13 protein-coding genes and 1 pseudogene are annotated in these 18,080 nt (G+C 64.4%); 7 read left to right on the top strand and 7 right to left on the bottom strand.

Translation table 11 applies throughout. The features are described 5' to 3' along the window. The first annotated feature begins 128 nt into the window (after positions 1-128). The 5 genes and pseudogenes from L6639_RS22145 (at position 129) to L6639_RS43295 (ending at position 4,391) form a co-directional block, all read left to right on the top strand. On the top strand, positions 129-908 hold the full coding sequence (locus L6639_RS22145) for an SDR family NAD(P)-dependent oxidoreductase (protein ID WP_237863742.1): 780 nt from the start codon (positions 129-131) through the stop codon (positions 906-908). Between the two features lie 110 nt (positions 909-1,018). Next, positions 1,019-1,399, top strand: coding sequence for a VOC family protein (locus tag L6639_RS22140; RefSeq protein ID WP_237863741.1), 381 nt, complete (start codon positions 1,019-1,021; stop codon positions 1,397-1,399). A gap of 290 nt (positions 1,400-1,689) precedes the next feature. Next, positions 1,690-2,967, top strand: a complete 1,278-nt coding sequence (locus L6639_RS22135) for an acyl-CoA dehydrogenase family protein (RefSeq protein WP_237863740.1) — start codon at positions 1,690-1,692, stop codon at positions 2,965-2,967. Positions 2,968-3,026: 59 nt separating this feature from the next. Further along, a pseudogene (locus L6639_RS22130) lies at positions 3,027-3,645 on the top strand (flavin reductase family protein). A gap of 20 nt (positions 3,646-3,665) precedes the next feature. After that, positions 3,666-4,391 (top strand): N-acetyltransferase, encoded by a 726-nt coding sequence (locus tag L6639_RS43295; protein ID WP_338076552.1) that lies wholly within the window; start codon positions 3,666-3,668, stop codon positions 4,389-4,391. Between the two features lie 48 nt (positions 4,392-4,439). Here the strand turns inward: L6639_RS43295 and yghU are convergent, their stop codons facing one another. Further along, positions 4,440-5,312, bottom strand: coding sequence for a glutathione-dependent disulfide-bond oxidoreductase (yghU, locus tag L6639_RS22115; protein WP_237863739.1), 873 nt, complete (start codon positions 5,310-5,312; stop codon positions 4,440-4,442). A gap of 314 nt (positions 5,313-5,626) precedes the next feature. On the opposite strand from yghU, the gene L6639_RS22110 reads away from it, so the two are divergent. Both L6639_RS22110 and L6639_RS22105 read left to right on the top strand, forming a co-directional pair. Next, positions 5,627-6,760 carry a nitronate monooxygenase gene (locus L6639_RS22110; protein WP_237863738.1) on the top strand — a complete coding sequence of 378 codons (1,134 nt, stop codon included), beginning with the start codon at positions 5,627-5,629 and terminating at the stop codon, positions 6,758-6,760. A 197-nt stretch (positions 6,761-6,957) separates the two neighbouring features. Then, on the top strand, positions 6,958-8,466 hold the full coding sequence (locus L6639_RS22105; RefSeq protein WP_237863890.1) for an acetyl-CoA acetyltransferase: 1,509 nt from the start codon (positions 6,958-6,960) through the stop codon (positions 8,464-8,466). A gap of 103 nt (positions 8,467-8,569) precedes the next feature. Here the strand turns inward: L6639_RS22105 and L6639_RS22100 are convergent, their stop codons facing one another. The 6 genes from L6639_RS22100 to ltnD form a co-directional block, all read right to left on the bottom strand. After that, positions 8,570-9,766, bottom strand: coding sequence for an efflux RND transporter periplasmic adaptor subunit (locus tag L6639_RS22100; protein WP_237863737.1), 1,197 nt, complete (start codon positions 9,764-9,766; stop codon positions 8,570-8,572). Further along, positions 9,753-12,932, bottom strand: a complete 3,180-nt coding sequence (locus tag L6639_RS22095; RefSeq protein ID WP_237863736.1) for an efflux RND transporter permease subunit — start codon at positions 12,930-12,932, stop codon at positions 9,753-9,755. Before L6639_RS22095 ends, L6639_RS22100 begins: the two co-directional genes overlap by 14 nt. 246 nt (positions 12,933-13,178) lie before the next feature. Continuing rightward, positions 13,179-14,870, bottom strand: a complete 1,692-nt coding sequence (locus L6639_RS22090; RefSeq protein WP_237863735.1) for a methyl-accepting chemotaxis protein — start codon at positions 14,868-14,870, stop codon at positions 13,179-13,181. A gap of 159 nt (positions 14,871-15,029) precedes the next feature. Continuing rightward, complete coding sequence (otnK, locus tag L6639_RS22085) at positions 15,030-16,307, bottom strand: 3-oxo-tetronate kinase (protein ID WP_237863734.1); 1,278 nt, start codon at positions 16,305-16,307, stop codon at positions 15,030-15,032. Next, positions 16,304-17,086 (bottom strand): 2-oxo-tetronate isomerase, encoded by a 783-nt coding sequence (otnI, locus tag L6639_RS22080; protein ID WP_237863733.1) that lies wholly within the window; start codon positions 17,084-17,086, stop codon positions 16,304-16,306. Before otnI ends, otnK begins: the two co-directional genes overlap by 4 nt. Before the next feature lie 13 nt (positions 17,087-17,099). Continuing rightward, complete coding sequence (gene ltnD, locus L6639_RS22075; protein ID WP_465251678.1) at positions 17,100-18,026, bottom strand: L-threonate dehydrogenase; 927 nt, start codon at positions 18,024-18,026, stop codon at positions 17,100-17,102. Positions 18,027-18,080: the final 54 nt, after the last annotated feature.

Raw genomic sequence — 18,080 nt, 5'->3', positions numbered from 1 at the left:
TGCCGGGGCGCATATTTGATTTTTGGCGCGGTCTTGTCCATGGTGATCGCAGCATAGCAAGCAATCTTGCGCGCAGCGGCTGATGCGCCGCATACCCAAGACGTCTTGCCAAAAACAGGAAACGCGCCATGAATCTTTTCGACCTCACTGGCCGCGTCGCCGTGATCACCGGCGGCAATGGCGGCATCGGGCTCGGCATCGCGCAGGCGCTCGCGGGCCAGGGCTGCAACGTCTCGATCTGGGGCCGAAATGCTGACAAGAACAAGGCCGCTGCCGCGAGCATGGCAGGACTGTCGGGCAAGGTCGACAGCCGCGTCTGCGACGTCACGGATGCCGCGTCAGTCAATGCCGCGATGAAGGCGACGCTCGACACGCTTGGCCGGGTCGACGGCTGCTTCGCCAACGCCGGCATCGGCGGCGGTGGCCGCAGGTCATTCATCGAACGCACCGAAGAAGAATGGCGCACGATGTTTGCGACCAATCTCGACGGCGTGTTCCACGCCTTCCAGGCGGCCGCGAAGCACATGACCGATCGCGCGAATGCGGGAGATCCCTTCGGCCGGCTGGTCGCCACCTCGAGCCTCGCCTCGATCTTCGGCACCGCGCGCAACGAACATTATGCCGCGACGAAAGCCGCCATCAACGCGCTGGTGCGCGCGCTCGGCGTCGAGCTCGCCCGCCACGGCGTCACCGCGAATGCGATCCTGCCCGGCTGGATCAAGAGCGACATGACGGCGGGCATCATGGCCAACGAAAAATTCGTCGCCAACGTGATGCCGCGGATTCCGATGCGGCGCTTCGGCGAGGCCAGCGATTTCGGCGGCATCGCCGTCTATCTGATGAGCAAGGCGTCGTCGTATCACACCGCGGATACGTTCGTGATCGACGGCGGCTATACGGCGTTTTGAGATTTCGTAGCCCGGATGGAGCGCAGCGCAATCCGGGACTTCCAAAAAGCAAGCAAGACCCGGATTGCGCGGCGCTCCATCCGGGCTACAACTCTGAGGGGAATGGGCAAATGTTCTCGCACATCATGATCGGCACCAACGACCTCGACAAGGCCAAGGCGTTCTACGACAACCTGCTCAGCACGCTCGAGGTACGCCCGGCCAAGGTCGACGGCCATCGCATCTTCTACTTCACCAAGACTGGTGTGTTCTCGGTGACCAAGCCGATCAACGGCGAGCCGGCGACCTGCGCGAACGGCGGCACCATCGGCTTTGCCGCCAACTCACCCGAGCAGGTCGACAAGTGGCACGCCGCCGGTGTCGCCGCTGGCGGAACGCCGATCGAGAATCCACCCGGCATCCGCGAGGGCGCGGGGAACAAGCTCTATCTCGCCTATTTGCGCGACCTCGACGGCAACAAGATCTGCGCGATGCATCGGATGCCGAGCTGAGGCGTGCCGTACTCTGCTCGTCATTGCGAGGAACACTTGCGACGAAGCAATCCAGACTGCCGCCGCGGTAAGATTCTGGATTGCTTCGCTGCGCTCGCAATGACGGGATCCTGGGCACCGGTCCGTGCTCTATCCACGTCACGTCCCTGCCGTCATTCAAACAACATTTCAAACGTCCCGCGAAATTCCATCGCATGGCATGGCTCGCGCGGAAAAATACCCGCTCGCACTTTCGCGGCGCTGCGACTATTCTCCCGGCCAACACGATCTCAGCGCCTCCGGGAGGAACAATGACAAAGCACACCTACATTCCCCGCACCACCAACTATGCGCTCAACCCGGGCGATGAGCTCAATGACCTCAGGATGTCCGATCAGGTCCGGCCGCTCTACGATCACGTCAAGAAGTTCATCCGCGAGACGGTCGAGCCGATGTCGATCGAGTTCGCCAAGGCCGGCGAAGGCAAAGAGGATCGCTGGAGTTTTACGCCGAAGCAGCTCGAGGTGCTCGAGGCCGCCAAGAACAAGGCCAAGAAGGAAGGCCTCTGGAATTTCTTCCTGCCCGATGACGAGACCGGCCAGGGCCTGAAGAATCTCGACTACGCCTATATCGCCGCCGAGCTCGGCAAGAGCCCGCTCGCGTCCGAGACCATGAATTGCTCGGCGCCCGACACCGGCAATATGGAAGTGCTGGAGCGCGTCGGCACCAAGGAGCAGAAGGAGAAGTGGCTGAAGCCGCTGCTCAATGGCGAAATCCGCTCCGCCTATGTCATGACCGAGCCGAATGTTGCTTCCTCCGACGCCAAGAACATCTCGACGACCGCAAAGCTCGTCGGCGATGAATGGGTGATCAACGGCGAGAAGTATTATATCTCCGGCCTCGGCGACCCCCGCTGCAAGATCCTGATCGTGATGGTGAAGACCAATCCGGATGCAGCGCCGAGCAAGCAGCAGTCACAGATCCTGGTGCCGCGCGACACGCCCGGCGTCGAGGTGCTCGGGCCCATGTACGTGTTCGGGCAGGACCACGCGCCGCGCGGCCACATGCACATGCGCTTCAACAATGTGCGCGTGCCGAAAGAGAACATGCTGCTCGGCGAAGGCCGCGGCTTCGAGATCTCGCAGCTTCGCCTCGGGCCGGGCCGCATCCATCACTGCATGCGCACCATCGGCAAGGCCGAGAAGGCGCTCGATCTCATGGTGCAGCGGGGCCTCACCCGCGAAGCCTTCGGCAAGAAGATCGCCCATCTCGGCGGCAACATGCAGATCATCGCGCAGGCGCGCTGCGAGATCGAGGCGATGCGGCTGATGGTGCTGAAGGCCGCCAAGGCGATGGACGTGCTCGGCAACAAGGAGGCCCGTGTCTGGGTCTCCATGGTCAAGGCCATGGTGCCCGAGCGCGCCTGCAAGATCATCGATCAGGCAATCCAGATGCATGGCGCCACCGGCATCTCGCACTGGACCCCGCTCGCCGAGATGTACCAGGACGTCCGCCACCTGCGCTTCGCCGATGGTCCGGACGAGGTGCACTGGATGGTGGTCGGACGGCATGAGTTGAGCATGGCGTAGGCTGGTTGTTTCCCCGCTTCGCGCTTGGGAAAGAGGGGAAGAATCTCATCGGGGCCACCATGGATTATGCCGCCAGCGACCTGACGCCACGCGAGTGCTACAAGGTGCTGACCTCCTTCATCCTGCCGCGGCCGATCGCGTGGGTGACCTCGGTCGGACCCACCGGCGTCGTCAACGCAGCCCCGTTCAGTTTCTTCAACGCCTTCTGCGAGGATCCGCCGCTGTGCATGTTTGCGGCGAACCGCAAGCCGAACGGCCAGGACAAAGACACCTTCCGCAACATCCAGAAGACCGGCGAGTTCGTGGTGAACGTCGCCGACGAGCCGCTCGCCAGGGCCATGCACGAGAGCAGCGGCGACTTCCCGCCCGAGGTCGGGCGAGCCCGACTATCTCGGCTTGAAACTTGCGCCCTCAAGCAAGATTGCCGTACCTCGGCTGGCCGATACGCCCTGGGCGATGGAATGCAAGCTCTGGAAGATGATCGACGTCAATGACGATCGCCGCCTGATCTTGGGTGAAGGCATCCACTTCCACATCCGCGACGAGCTCTGGGACGACAAGGCGATGCGGGTGCATATGGACCGCTATCACCCGATCGGCCGCATGTTCGCCGACCGCTATTGTCGCACCGACGACCGCGTGGTGTTTCCGGCGGCTGAAGGTACGAAGGGAAAATAGCTGACACAGGGGGCGAGACGATGCCGGAACCCTTTCACGACAACGAGGAGCGCAGCCGGTTCGAGCTCGATGTCGACGGGCTCGCTGCCTTCGTCACCTACCGCAAGAGCGACGGCGCGATCACGCTGGTGCACACCGAGGTGCCGCCCGAGCTCGGCGGCCGCGGCGTCGGCTCCAGGCTCGGCCGCGCCACGCTTGAGGCGGTGCGTGCACAGGGACGCAAGCTGTCCGTCGAATGCGACTTCATCCGCAATTTCATGAGCAAGAATCCTGGCTACAACGATCTTCTTGCCGAGGGCGAGGACGCGCATGAGCAGCCGGTCGCAAGCTACCGTGCTGGTTGTTTCTGCGGCGCCGTTGAGGTCGAGGTTACGGGCAAGCCGGTCTTCGCCGGCTATTGCCACTGCGCCGATTGCCAGGCCTGGTCGGCCGCACCGATCAATGCCTTCAGCCTTTGGAAGTCGGACAGCGTCCGCATCACCACAGGAGAAGCGGAGCTCGGGACCTTCAACAGGACCGAGCATTCCTATCGTAAATTCTGCAGGCGCTGCGGCGGCCATGTCATGACCGAGCACCCGCGCATGCGGCTGATCGACGTCTATGCCAATCTCTTGAAGGGCTACCAGCACCAGCCAACCCTGCATGCGAACTACGCAAGCAAGATGGTATCGGTGAGGGACGGCCTGCCGAAATACGCCGATCTGCCGGCGGAGCTGGGTGGATCCGGGGAGATGTTACCGGATTGATGGTGCATCCTCGCCCCGCTTGCGGGGCGAGGCGAAGGACGAGATCTGCTACGTCGCGGGCGCGACCTTGTCCTGCGTCTTGGTCTCGAAATCGGATGCGTCGTGGCGCTCGTGGAGCTGGCTGGCGGGATCGCCGGAGACGCGGTTGACCATGCGGCCGCGCTTCACGGCCGGGCGCTGCGCGATCTGATCGGTCCAGCGCTGCACGTTCTTGTAGTCCTGCACGGACAGGAACTCGCCGGCGCCATAGACCAGCCCCTTGGCGAGCGCCCCGTACCAGGGCCACACGGCCATGTCCGCGATCGTATACTCCTTGCCCGCGAGATATTCGTTATCGGCAAGGCGCCGGTCGAGCACATCGAGCTGGCGCTTGACCTCCATCGCGAAGCGATCGATCGCGTACTCGATCTTGAACGGCGCGTAGGCGTAGAAATGGCCAAAGCCGCCGCCGAGATACGGCGCGCTGCCCATCTGCCAGAACAGCCAGGACATCGCCTCGGTGCGGGCCTTGATATCCTTGGGCAGGAAGGCGCCGAACTTCTCGGCGAGGTAGAACAGGATCGAGCCGGACTCGAAGATGCGGATCGGCTCGGGGCCGGAGCGGTCCATCAGCGCCGGAATTTTCGAATTCGGATTGATGTCGACGAAGCCGCTGCCGAACTGGTCGCCATTTCCGATCTTGATGAGCCAGGCATCGTATTCGGCGCCCTTGTGGCCGAGTGCCAGGAGCTCCTCCAGCATCACCGTGACCTTCACCCCGTTCGGCGTCGCCAGGGAGTAGAGCTGGAAGGGATGCTTGCCGACCGGCAACTCCTTGTCGTGGGTGGGGCCAGCGATCGGCCGGTTGATGCTGGCGAATTGGCCGCCATTCTCCTTGTTCCAGGTCCAGACTTTCGGCGGCACGTAAGGGGTATCGGTCATGCGGGTGCTCCGGCGGAAAGATGCGCCTGCATTAATTAGCCCGCGAACGGCCGATGGCAAGCCCCACCGGCTCTGCGCCCCACGCGGGCCTCAGGCCGGCGTCATGCAGTCTGGCTGTCGCCAGCCTGCGCCCCTGATGATCTGGCCCACACGGCCGACATCTTCCGGATCAGAATGGTTCGTCCACGACGCAACGCCTGCGCGCAAGATGCTTGCCCGAATCCGGCGTGGCATCATCCGCAACGAAGGGCTGGCGTCGAGCGGCCCCCGCAGGGCAAAACGAAGAGCAACGCCAAAGCCGCCGGGAGAAGACCATGAAATCGCCGATCTGCGGCATGCTGGGGATCGAGTTCCCGCTGCTCGCCTTCAGCCATTGCCGCGACGTCGTTGCCGCGGTCAGCCGCGCCGGCGGCTTCGGCGTGCTGGGCGCCACTGTGCATACGCCCGATACGCTCGAACGCGAGCTGAAATGGATCGACGATCACGTCGACGGCAAACCCTATGGCATCGACGTGCTGATCCCGGAAAACATCTCCACCGCAGGCGAGAAGCACGTCACCTGGAAGAGCCTGGAAGCGCGCGTGCCGCAGCAGCACCGCGCCTACACGCGCGACCTCCTGAAGAAATACGATATCGAGCTGACGACATCACAGGTGGACGGCGACCGGCCGCAACCCTTCGATGCCGAGACCGCGCTAGAGCTGTTAAAAGTCTCCTTCAATCATCCGATACGGTTGATCGCGAATGCGCTCGGCGTGCCCCCGAAGGCGATGATCGAGATGGGCAGGAAGCATAACGTGCCGGTTGCCGCCCTCGTCGGTGCCAAGGAGCACGCGCTGCGCCAGGTCGCGGCCGGTGTCGATATCCTCGTCGTGCAAGGCACCGAGGCCGGTGGCCATTGCGGCGAGGTTTCGACCATGGTGCTGGTGCCCGAAGTGATCAAAGCGATCAAGGAGATCCGCGACGTGCCGGTGCTTGCGGCCGGCGGCATCATGACCGGCAGGCAGATGGCGGCCTGCATGGCGATGGGCGCGGCTGGCGCGTGGACCGGCTCGGTGTGGCTGGCGACGGTCGAGTCCGAGACCAGCGAGATCTTTCGCGAGAAGATGATCGCGGCCTCGTCGCGCGATGCGATCCGCTCGAAGGGCCGCACCGGCAAGCCGGCGCGGCAGCTTCGCTCGGTCTGGACCGATGCCTGGGACCGCGCACCCGAAAGCCCGGGCGCCCTGCCGATGCCGCTTCAGAGCATCATCAGCCGCGACGCCTTCAACGCCATCGACCGTGCCGCCGCGGCCGGCAACGCCAAGGCGCGCGACCTTGTCAGCTACTTCGTCGGCCAGGGCGTCGGATTGATCGACAGCGTGAAGTCCGCGGGCGCCGTGGTGCAGGAATTCAAGGAAGAGTTCGCCGAAGCCGTCGAGCACATGAATGCGCTGGTGGCGGAGTAGCATGTTGTGTGTGGCCCATCCTTCGAGGCTCGCCAAGCGCCGCAAGCGTCGCTCAGCTCGCACCTCAAGATGACGCTTCCTCCGTAGCCGTCACCCCCGCGCAATGGCGAAGCCATTGTTGCTGGAGGTGGCCGCTACTTCAGCGGCCCTCGAAGGGCGACGGCGTGTCCAAGATCTGAAACGTGAAGCAAGAAGAAATGACCAACATCCCCGAAGACCGCATCCCCGTCATCGTCGGCATCGGCGAGATCGTCGACCGCCCCAAGGAGATCACCGAAGGCCTCGAACCGCTCGACCTGCTCGAACAGGCCTTGCGGCGCGCAGAAGCTGACGCCGGCGCAAAGCTGCTGGGCGAGGTGCAGTCGCTCGACGTGGTCAACTTCCTGAGCTGGCGCTATCGCGATCCCGAGAAGCTGCTGGCGCAACGCCTCGGCGTCTCGCCGGCGCATTGCTATTACGGCCCGGTCGGCGGCGAGAGCCCGATCCGCTACATCCACGAGGCGGCAAAGCGCATCGCGCGCGGTGAGTGCACCGTGGCTGCCGTCTGCGGCGCCGAAGCGCAATCAACGGCGACGAAAGCCGATCGCGCCGGCGTCAAGCTGCCATGGGCGCCGTTCGCCCATGATGTCGCGGAGCCCAAGCGCGGCGCGGCGTTCCAGAAGCCGCTCGCCATCAAGCTCGGCGTGTTTCGACCCGTGACGGTCTATCCATTCTACGAAGCCGCCTCCTCCGCGCATTGGGGCCAGACGCCGCGCGAAGCGCTGGCGGAATCGGGAACGCTGTGGTCACGCTATTCGGAAACCGCCGCGCAAAATCCCAATGCCTGGCTGAAGCGGCGCTATGCCGCTGAAGAGATCACGACGCCGACGGCCGACAACCGGCTCATCGCCTGGCCCTACAACAAGCTGATGGTGGCCAATCCCAGCGTCAACATGGGCGGCGCACTGCTGCTCACCAGCCTCGCCAAGGCGCGCGCGCTCGGCATCGCGGAAGAGAAGCTGGTCTATCCGCTCGGCGGCGCATCAGCCGAGGAACCGCCCGACTATCTCGTGCGCGACCAGTTTTTCGAGAGCCACCCACAGAACGCCGTGCTGAAGGCCGTGATGGATCTTGCAGGCGGAGACGGCAGAAAGTTCGATGCGATCGAACTCTATAGCTGCTTTCCATGCGTGCCGAAGATGGCGCGGCGGACGCTCGGCCTTTCCGCCGACGTGCAGCCCACCGTGAACGGCGGCCTCACCTTCTTCGGCGCACCGCTCAACACTTACATGACGCATGCAGCCTGCGCGATGGTGCGTCGGATCCGCGGCGGCGCCAAGCTCGGCCTGCTCTACGGCCAGGGCGGCTTCGTCACCAAACATCACGGGCTGGTCGTGGCGAAGGCGCCGCCGCGCGATGCGCTCGCGCAGGAGACGAGTGTGCAAGCAGCAGCGGATCGCAACAAGCGTGCGGTGCCGGAGTTCATCACGGAGGCCTCGGGCAAGGGTAAGGTCGAGAGCTTTACGGTGCTCTATGGCCGCGGCGGAGATGTGGAGCACGGCGTGGTGATGCTGCAGACGGAAGATGGCCAGCGCACGCTGGCGCGGATTCCGGCGAACGACAGCACGACGCTGGCGCACCTGTTGAACATGGACCACACGCCGGTGGGCTCACTGGGTGAGACCACGATGGCCGCCGACGGCGTGCCGGAGTGGCGCGTGGCGTGATCCCGTAGGGTGGACAAAGCGAAGCGTGCCCGCGTCTTGCCTATTTGACGAAAAGACGTGGGCACGGCGCAAGAGCGCCTTTGCCCATCCTACAAGACCGAACCTAGCCCTTCGGCGGCTGCTTCTCCGACGCAGTCGCTGGCTTGCCGCCTGCGCCGACGACGCGCACCTGGTCGCCGTCAGACAGACCGTCCGGCGGCGCGGTGATGACGCGGTCATCAGGCGCGATACCGGACGCGAGCTCGATCTCCTTGCCGAGATCGCGGGCGATGGTCACGGTCTTGAACTGCACCTTGTCGTCGGCGCCGACGGTCGCGACGCGCAGGCCGCTCCCGTTGAATATCAGGGCGCTGGCGGGAATGCTGAGCGGCGCGGACTCGCGCTGCAGGCTCAACTTCACGCTGGCATAGCCGCCAGGCATCAGCTCGCCGCTGGAGTTGTCGAGACCGAGCTGCATGCGCGTGGTGCCCGAGGCGACATCGACGGCCTGCGAGGACGCTTCCACCGTGGCCTGAAAAGTCCGGTTCGGATATTCCGGCAGCGCAATCGTGGCCTTGGCGCCGATCTTGATCGCCGGAACGTAGTTCTGGGGCACGTTGACGTAGACGCGCAGCTTGGTGATGTCAGAGACCACGAACATCGCCGGCCCCGAGCCGCCGCCGGCATTGATCAGCGCACCGACATCGGTGTCGCGCGAGGTCACCACCCCGTCGAACGGCACCGTGATCTTCTTGTAGCCGGCGAGCGCCTCGAGCCGCTCGACATTGGCCTGGCCGGACTTGACCGCCGCGTTCTTGTTGGAGAGGTCTGCGGTGCGCTCGTCGATCTCCTGCGCCGAGACGAAGTTGGAGGCGACCAGCGTCTTGCGCCGATTGAGCGTGGCCTCGGACAGTCTGGCGCTGGCCTGCTGGCTGGCGAGGTCGGCGCGGGCCTGCAACAGCTGCTGGTCGAGATCGGGCGCCTCGATCTCGGCGATCACCTGCCCTGCCTTGACGCGGGCCCCAATATCGACGCTCCAGCTTTTGAGATAGCCGGAGACGCGCGCGAAGATCGGCGCACGATAATAGGCTTCGAGCCGGCCCGGCAGGTCGATGGTAGAACTGAGCGCCTTGGCGTTGGGCAGCGTCACCGCCACGCTGGAAATGGCCTGGTCGTCGGTCCATTCCTTCAGCTTGGAGCCCTGGTCCTCCCGGGCACGGATGCCGGTGCCTACCACGAGGCCAGCCGCAATCAGCGCCACCACGCCGAAAATGCCCAGTTTCCGGTGCGACACCGGGGAGCGGGGTTCAGTGGGCGACATGCGGGGTCTCCAAAGGGGCGGCGGCCTTGGCGCCTTGTTTCTTGTGTACCATACTGAACACCACGGGAACAAACATCAGCGTGGCGAAAGTTGCAAAGATCAGGCCGCCGATCACGGCGCGGCCAAGCGGCGCGTTCTGCTCGCCACCCTCGCCGAGCCCCAATGCCATCGGCGCCATGCCGATGATCATGGCGAGCGCGGTCATCAGCACCGGACGGAACCGGACGAAGCCGGCTTCCAGCGCGGCCGCGATGGGATCGCCGAGCTCCTCATAGCGCTCACGTGCAAAGGAGATCACCAGCACGCTGTTCGCAGTGGCGACGCCCATGCACATGATGGCGCCGGTCAGGGCCGGTACGGAGAGCGTCGTCTGGGTCGTGAACAGCATCCAGACGATGCCAGCAAGCGCGGCCGGCAGCGCCGTGATGATCACGAACGGATCGGACCAGGACTGGAAGTTCACGACGATCAGGAAGTAGATCAGCACGACGGCGCCGAGCAGGCCGAAGAGAAGACCCGTGAAGGCACTGTTCATGGTCTGCACCTGGCCGAGCAGCACCACGGAGGAGCCCTTCGGCACCTCCTTGGCGGTGTCGGCGATCAGCTGGCGGATGTCATTGGAGACGGCCCCGAGATCGCGGCCCGACGTTGTCGCAAATATCTGCACCATCGACTGGATGTCGTATTGCGACACCACCGCGCTCGAGGTCGAGCGTTTGATGTCGGCAATGCCGCCCAGGATCGGCGACTGCGAATTGCCGGCCGCCGTGATCGGCAGCGTCTGCAGCGCGCTGAGCGAGTCGATCTGGTATTGCGGCGTCTGCATCACGATCGAATAGGACACGCCGTTATCAGGGTTGAGATAGTAGGTCGGCGCGACCTGCGAGGAGCCGGCAAGATTGACCACGAGACTGTTGGTGACGTCGCGCTCGGTCAGACCGACATATTGCGCGCGGGTGCGATCGACATCGATGTTGAATGTGGGATTGCTCGGCGATTGCTGAATGCGCGCATCGGCAACGCCGGTGACCCGGCGCACCTTGGCCAGCAGTTTGTTGGCATAGGCGAAGTTGGCTTCGAGATTGGCGCCGCGGACTTGCAGGTCGATCGGCGCCGGGGCGCCAAAATTCAGGATCTGGCTGACGATGTCTGCGGGGAGGAACGCGAAGCTGACGCCCGGAAACAGCCGCGGCAATTGCTCGCGCAGAACCTTCACATGCTGTTCGGTCGGCTTGTGGCCTTCCCTGAGCTTGATCTGGATGTCGCCGTCCTGCGGACCGATCAAGCCGGTGTTGTTGTAGGTCATGTTGATGCCGGAGATCGGCATGCCGATGTTGTCGGTCATGGTCTCGATCTCGCCCGGGATCAGCTTGCGGACGGCCCTTTGCACGTCGGCGAGCTGGTTGGCGGTCTCCTCGACGCGGGTGCCGACCTGGGTGCGGACATGCATCAGGATGTTGCCCGCGTCCACCGCGGGGAAGAAGTTGCGGCCCAGGAACGGCACCAGCGCGAAGGACGCGCCGACCGCGCAGAGAAAGCCGATCACGAACACCGCGCGGTGCGCCAGCGCCAGGCCCAGCAGCCCGCGGTAACCGCCGCGGATGCGTTCGAAACGGGCCTCGAAACCGCGCTGGAACCAGACGAGGGGATTGCGCGACTTCGGCGGCTCACCCTCGTGATGGACATGCGCCTGCAGCAGATAGTTCGCCATGGTCGGCACCAGCGTGCGCGACAGGATGAACGACCAGATCATCGCGAACATCACCGCTTCGGCCATCGGCACGAACAGGAAGCGCGCGACGCCGGAGAGGAAGAACATCGGCACGAACACGATGCAGATACAGAGCAGCGAGACGAAGGCCGGCGTCACGATCTGGTTGGCGCCGTCGAGGATCGACTGTTCGACCGGCTTGCCCTGTTCGAGATGGTAGTTGATGTTCTCGATAGTGACCGTGGCGTCGTCGACGAGGATGCCGACCGCGAGCGCAAGGCCGCCGAGCGTCATGATGTTCAGCGTCTCGCCGATCGCCGACAGCATGATGATGGCACCGAGCACCGAGAGCGGAATCGAGATCGCGATGATGATGGTCGAGCGCCAGCTGCCGAGGAACAAGAGGATCATGACGCTGGTGAGCAGCGCGGCGATCACGCCCTCGAACGCGACGCCTTTGATCGCGCCGCGGACGAACACCGACTGGTCGCCAATGAAGCCGATCTTCAAGGCATCCGGCAGCTGATCCTTGACGTCGATCACCTTCTGCTTGATGCCGGCGATGATATCGAGCGTCGAGGTCGCTCCCGCCTTCAGCACCATCATCAGCACCGAGCGGTTGCCGTCGACATGGACGATGTTGGTCTGCGGCGGATTGCCGTCGCGCACGGACGCGACGTCGCGGACATAGACCATCGCGCCGTTGACGGCCCTGATCGGCAGGTTGCCGAGCTCGTCGATCTTGAGCGGCGAGTTGTTGAGCTGGATGTTGTACTCGAAGGTCCCGATCTTCTGGGTACCGACCGGCGTGATCAGGTTTTGCGCAGCGAGCGCATTGGCGACGTCCTGGCCTGATAGCCCGCGCGCTTGGAGCGCGGTCGGGTCGAGGTCGATCGTAACCTGGCGCTGCTTGCCGCCGAACGGATACGGGATCGCGGCGCCCGGCACGGTGACGAGCGGGGTGCGGAGCTGGTTGATGCCGATGTCGGCGAGGTTCTGCTCGGTCAATCCGTCGCCAGACAGCGCCACCTGAATGATCGGCACGGTCGAGGCGGAGTAGTTCAGGATCAAGGGCGGCGTCGCGCCCGGCGGCATCTGCTTGATCAGTGTCTGCGAGATCGCGGTGACCTGCGCGTTGGCGGTGCGGATGTCGACATTGGGCTGGAAGAAGATCTTGATGATGCCAAAGCCGTTATAAGAGTTGGCCGTGATGTGCTCGATGTCGTTGACGGTCGTCGTCAGCGCCCGTTGGAACGGCGTGGTGATACGGCCCGACATCTGGTCGGGCGGCAGTCCGGTGTACTGCCAGACCACGCCGATCACGGGGATGCGAATGTCCGGAAAGATGTCGGTCGGCGTCCGCAGCGCTGCCAGCGGTCCGATGATCAGAAGCAGGAGCGCCAGCACGACAAACGTGTAGGGCCGGCTCAGGGCAATACGGACCAGAGCAATCATTCGTCAGGCAATTCCAAATACTGGGGCGGGGAACACGCCCCCACGGTTCCTATCGTCGCTTTACCCGAACCCCGCAGAAATGGCCAACGACAGGCTCTCACACGCGGTCACTTCCCTGCTATCGCACTGCGAAATCGCATTCCAGATATGCAGCGGCGCCCGGAAGATCGCAGAGAAGGCTTTCATGCACGTAAAAAAGCGGCGCCCCGAGAGGCGCCGCTTTCAGAACTTGCTTCGCCTTTGGGCTTAGGCTGCGCGGACGTTGGTCAGGAACTTGCTGACCTCGGTCTTCAGCCGGCTCGAGTCATTGGACAGCATCTGCGCGGCCGAGAGCACTTGCGACGATGCCGTGCCGGTCTCGGTCGCCCCCTGCTGCACGTCGGTGATGTTGGAGGAGACCTGCTGGGTGCCCTGGGCCGCCTGCTGCACGTTGCGGGCGATTTCCTGAGTCGCAGCGCCCTGCTCTTCCACGGCGGCCGCGATGGCCGAGGAGATCTCCGAGAGACGCTCGATGGTCGAGGAGATCTCCTTGATCGCGCCGACCGAGTCGTTGGTCGCCGCCTGGATGCCGGAAATCTGCTGGCCGATCTCGCCGGTCGCCTTGGCGGTCTGCTCAGCCAGCGCCTTCACCTCGGAGGCAACGACCGCGAAGCCGCGGCCGGCTTCACCGGCGCGCGCCGCCTCGATGGTGGCGTTTAGCGCCAGGAGGTTAGTCTGGCCAGCGATGGTGTTGATCAGCTCGACGACATCGCCGATGCGCGAGGCAGCCTTGGAGAGTTCGCTGACGCGCTCGGTGGTGGCACGGGCCTGGCCGACGGCGTCGCCCGCCATTCGCGCCGATTCCTGCACCTGGCGGCCGATCTCGCCAACCGATGAAGCCATCTCTTCAGTTGCGGAAGCGACCGACTGGACGTTGGTGGAGGCTTCTTCCGACGCCGCAGCGACCGTGGTCGCCATCCGCTGCGAGCGGTCGGCGGTTGAGGTCAGCGTCGAGGCGGAAGCCTCCAGCTGGCTCGAGGCCGACGATACGGTCTGGACGATCTCGCCGATCATCGTCTCGAATTCGCGGGTGATATTGTCGACGCGGCGGCCGCGTTCGATCTTGGCTTCGGCGTCGGCCGCAGCGGCCTCGTCGGCAGCCTTCTTGGCGATCAGCGCTTCCTTGAAGACCTGGAGCACGTCGGCCATGGCGCCGATCTCGGTCTTCTCGCCGCGGTGCGGGACCTTGGCGGAGAGATCGCCCCGGCCGAGCGCCTGCATCGGCTGGGTGATCGAGTCGATGCCGCTGGAGACGTCGTGGACGAGGTAGAAGCCAACGCCGATGCCGGTAATCACGGCAGCACCGAGGATGATCGCGACCAGCATGAATGCGAAGGAATAGCTGTCGGCGGCGTCCTGAGCTGCCTGATCTCCGCCCTTGGTGTTGAGCTCGATGTCCTTGGCCAGGATGGCGTCAGCCTCAAGCCCGATCTTGTTGACCGTCTTCGTGTTCAGCTCGTGTGCCTCGTGGGGGATCTTGCCGGCCTCCTGACGCGACAGCGCCATGACTTCCTGCGTGCCCTTCTTGTAGGTATCCCAAGCCTTGGACCATTGGTCATAGAGCGTGCGCTCTTCGGGCGACGTAATCATGGTCTCATACGTCTTGCGGAACTTGGTATTAGCCTCGACGACGGTCGCAAGCGTCTTCTCGGCCGCGAGCTTCTCTTCCAGCGTTTCCGCCAACATGTGCTCACGGATGACGTTGCGATAGGTGATCACGCCGGCGCGGAGATCGCCGATCACGCGCACGCTCGGCATCCAGCTCGTCGTGATGTCGCTGGTGTTGGCATTCATCGACCGCATCTTCATGACGGCGAGCAGGCCCATGCCGGCCATTGCGACCAGCAGAAACGCCACGACACTGATGATCTTGGCGCGGATGGAAATAGCGGCGAGCATAAGCGGGTCTCTTTGCGTTGGCGCGGCGGCGCGTCCTGGAATTAGGGATCAACCAAAAGCGGCGCCGACGCCCAACAGCAAAGCGACTGTTGTTAACTACGACTCCGTACGAGCACGGAACCTTAAAGAAGTGAATGATGAACTAAGGATGCCCTGCGCTCAGCGCATGAGCCTCATCGCATCCGAGAAAAACTCCGGCCCGCCGAAATTGCCGGACTTCAGCGCCAGCAACATCTCTCCTGCCGCGGCGCCCACCGCGCGCAGCACCGGGACACCCGCGGCGATCTCCGCTCCCACGAGAAATCCGGGGATCTTCAACCGGTCAACGACCGCCCCTGAGGTCTCGCCGCCTGCGACGATCAGTCGCCGCACGCCTGATTTCACGAGGTTTTCGGCAATGTCGGCCATCGTCTGCTCGATTGCGTGTCCTGCGGCGTCGCGGCCGTGGCGCGCCTGAAGCGCAGCGACGTCGGTCGGCGTGGCACTCGATGCAATCAGCACCGGACCCTGGGCCAATCGCGGCCCTGCCCAGTCCAACGCCCGCTGCGCTTCATTGGCCCCCGTAAGAATACGTTCGGTGTCGAGGTGAAGCACCGGCATGACGCGCTCGGCGTTGGCGATCTGCTGCAAGGTGGCCTGCGAGCAGCTCCCGGCGAGGCACGCCACCTGTCCGCCGACGGCGGCGCCCTGCCCGCTGCCGGCGGCAGCCGACTTGACCTTGCCGGTCGATACCAGCGCGCGTGCCAGCCCGAGGCCGATGCCGGAGGCGCCGACCGAGAGCCGGTGCTCCGCCGCGACAAGGCCAATGGTCTCGAGGTCGCGGTCGAACACGGCGTCGATGATCGCAGCGCCAATACCCTTGCCCGAGAATTCGGCAAGCAGGCTTCGCACGGCCTCCGCCCCGCGCGTCAATGTCGCGAGATCGACGAGGCCGACCTGCGTCTTGCTCTGCCGCGCCAGTACGCGCACCAGGTTGGAATCGTGCATCGGGTTGAGCGGATGGTCCTTCAGCGGGCTCTCGTTCAGCGGTACGGCGCCGACGAACAGATTGCCCTGATAGACGGTGCGGCCGGTCTCGGGAAAGGCCGGCGTCACCAGCACGACGGCCTCGCCGCAATCGGCGCGCAGCGCATCCATGACGGGGCCGATATTGCCGGCGTCAGTGGAATCGAAGGTCGAGCAGATCTTGAACAGCACGTGGCTTGCGCCGCGCCCGCGCAGCCATGTCTCGGCCGCGCGCGATCGCGACACCGCAAGGCTCGCCTCGATCGAGCGGCTCTTCAGCGACACCACGACGGCGTCGACCTCCGGCAGCTTCAGATCATCGGCGGGCACACCGATGGTCTGGACGGTGCGCAAGCCGGCGCGCGTCAGCGTGTTGGCGAGATCGGAGGCGCCGGTGTAATCGTCGGCGATGCAGCCCAACGCAAGTGTCACGATTTCGCTCCGGCATAGGGCTTGAACCAGGCGAGACCGTCGGTGGTCTTGCCGCGCGGATTGTATTCGCAGCCGACGAAGCCGGCATAGCCGAGACGGTCGAGCTCATCGAACAGGAAGGGATAATTCAGCTCCTCGCCGTCGGGCTCGTTGCGCGAGGGAATGCTGGCGATCTGGATATGGCCGATGATCGGCATCATCTCGCGCAGCCGCATCGTGACGTCGCCATGGATGATCTGGCAGTGATAGATGTCGAACTGGAGCTTCAGGTTGGGCAACCGCAGCTCCTGGATCAGGTCGCGCGCGAAGCCGAAATCGTTGAGGAAGTAGCCGGGCACGTTGCGCGCATTGATCGGCTCGAGCACGATATCGATGCCATGCGGCGCGAAGAACTCGGCGGCCCATGCCACCGATTTGTAGAAGGCCTCGATCGCGAGGCGTTCGCCGCGGTTGGCGATGCCCGCCATCAGATGCAGCCGCTTGACGCCAGTAGCCTTGGCGTAAGGCAGCGCCGTTTCCAGGCTCGCCTTGAGGTCGTTGAAGCGTGAGGGAAGCGCAGCAAATCCCTTCTCGCCGGCGTTCCAGTCGCCCGGCGGCAGGTTGAACAGCGCCTGGGTCAGGCCGTTGCGCCTGAGCCGCTCGCCGACCGCTTCGACCGGATGGTCGTAAGGGAAGAGAAATTCGACGGCGGTGAAGCCGGCCTGCGCGGCGGCATCGAAGCGATCGAGGAACGGCACCTCGGTGAACATCATCGAGAGGTTGGCGGCGAAACGGGGCATTGGAAATCCTCTTTTACTTGTCGCCGGGGAGCTTGACGCCGGTGACCTGCGCGTACATGCGCGCCACCGACGCATCGTCGTCGCGGCCCATGCCGGCGGCCGATGTCATCAGGAACATCTGGAGCGCCGCGGCGGAGACCGGCACCGGAAATCTGGCGCTGCGTGCCATGTCCTGGATGATGCCGAGGTCCTTCACGAAAATCTCCACGGCACTACGCGGCGTGTAATCGCCATCGAGCACATGCGGCATGCGGTTCTCGAACATCCAGGAATTGCCGGCGGATGCCGTGATCACCTCATAGACCTTGCGGATGTCGAGGCCCTGCTTGGCCGCAAACGCGATCGCCTCCGAGGCAGCCGCGATGTGCACACCAGCCAGCAGCTGGTTGATCATCTTGAAGGCCGCGCCCTGGCCTGCAGCATCGCCAAGCTCGTAGAGCTTTGCCGCCATGGCATCGAGCGCCGGACGCGCCTTCGCGAAGGCGGCCGCACTCCCGGAGGCAAGGATCGTCAGCTCACCTTGCGCGGCGCGCTGCGCACCGCCGGAGATCGGCGCATCCAGGTAATTGCGGCCGGTCGCCTCCAATTGCTTGGCGAGGCGACGCGCCACGTCGGGATCCATGGTGGCGGAGGAAATGAACACGCTGTCCTTCGGCAGCGTCTCGGCGACGCCGTCCTTGCCGAACAGGATCGCTTCGGTCTGCGCGGCATTGACGACGACGCTGACGACGATGTCCGCGCCCTTGGCCGCCTCGGCCGGCGTTGTGGCGCCGGCGCCGCCGTCCTTCACAAACCGCGCGACCGCATCAGCCGAAACGTCGCAACCGGTGACGGAATGGCCGGCGCGCTTCAGCGAAGTCGCCATGCCGTATCCCATCGAGCCAAGCCCGATGACGGCGATGCGCTGGTTTTGCGACGTGGAGGCGGACATGCAACTCACCCTTGCGAACGTTTCCTGGACGGCCGCCCTTTGCGGCAGCTCACGATCTCGAAT

Origin of the sequence: Bradyrhizobium zhengyangense (assembly GCF_022012555.1) — a bacterium.
Classification (GTDB): Bacteria; Pseudomonadota; Alphaproteobacteria; order Rhizobiales; family Xanthobacteraceae; genus Bradyrhizobium; species Bradyrhizobium zhengyangense.
The sequence above is the reverse complement of the archived record's forward strand: the minus strand, read 5'-3'. Positions and strand labels throughout refer to the sequence as shown.

Coding starts and splice junctions, on each gene's coding strand:
- yghU (WP_237863739.1), bottom strand. CDS start 5,312: ATGACCGATACCCCTTACGTGCCGCCGAAAGTCTGGACCTGGAACAAG.
- L6639_RS22140 (WP_237863741.1), top strand. CDS start 1,019: ATGTTCTCGCACATCATGATCGGCACCAACGACCTCGACAAGGCCAAG.
- L6639_RS22090 (WP_237863735.1), bottom strand. CDS start 14,870: ATGCTCGCCGCTATTTCCATCCGCGCCAAGATCATCAGTGTCGTGGCG.
- L6639_RS43295 (WP_338076552.1), top strand. CDS start 3,666: ATGCCGGAACCCTTTCACGACAACGAGGAGCGCAGCCGGTTCGAGCTC.
- L6639_RS22100 (WP_237863737.1), bottom strand. CDS start 9,766: ATGTCGCCCACTGAACCCCGCTCCCCGGTGTCGCACCGGAAACTGGGC.
- L6639_RS22105 (WP_237863890.1), top strand. CDS start 6,958: ATGACCAACATCCCCGAAGACCGCATCCCCGTCATCGTCGGCATCGGC.
- L6639_RS22135 (WP_237863740.1), top strand. CDS start 1,690: ATGACAAAGCACACCTACATTCCCCGCACCACCAACTATGCGCTCAAC.
- L6639_RS22110 (WP_237863738.1), top strand. CDS start 5,627: ATGAAATCGCCGATCTGCGGCATGCTGGGGATCGAGTTCCCGCTGCTC.
- otnI (WP_237863733.1), bottom strand. CDS start 17,086: ATGCCCCGTTTCGCCGCCAACCTCTCGATGATGTTCACCGAGGTGCCG.
- L6639_RS22095 (WP_237863736.1), bottom strand. CDS start 12,932: ATGATTGCTCTGGTCCGTATTGCCCTGAGCCGGCCCTACACGTTTGTC.
- L6639_RS22145 (WP_237863742.1), top strand. CDS start 129: ATGAATCTTTTCGACCTCACTGGCCGCGTCGCCGTGATCACCGGCGGC.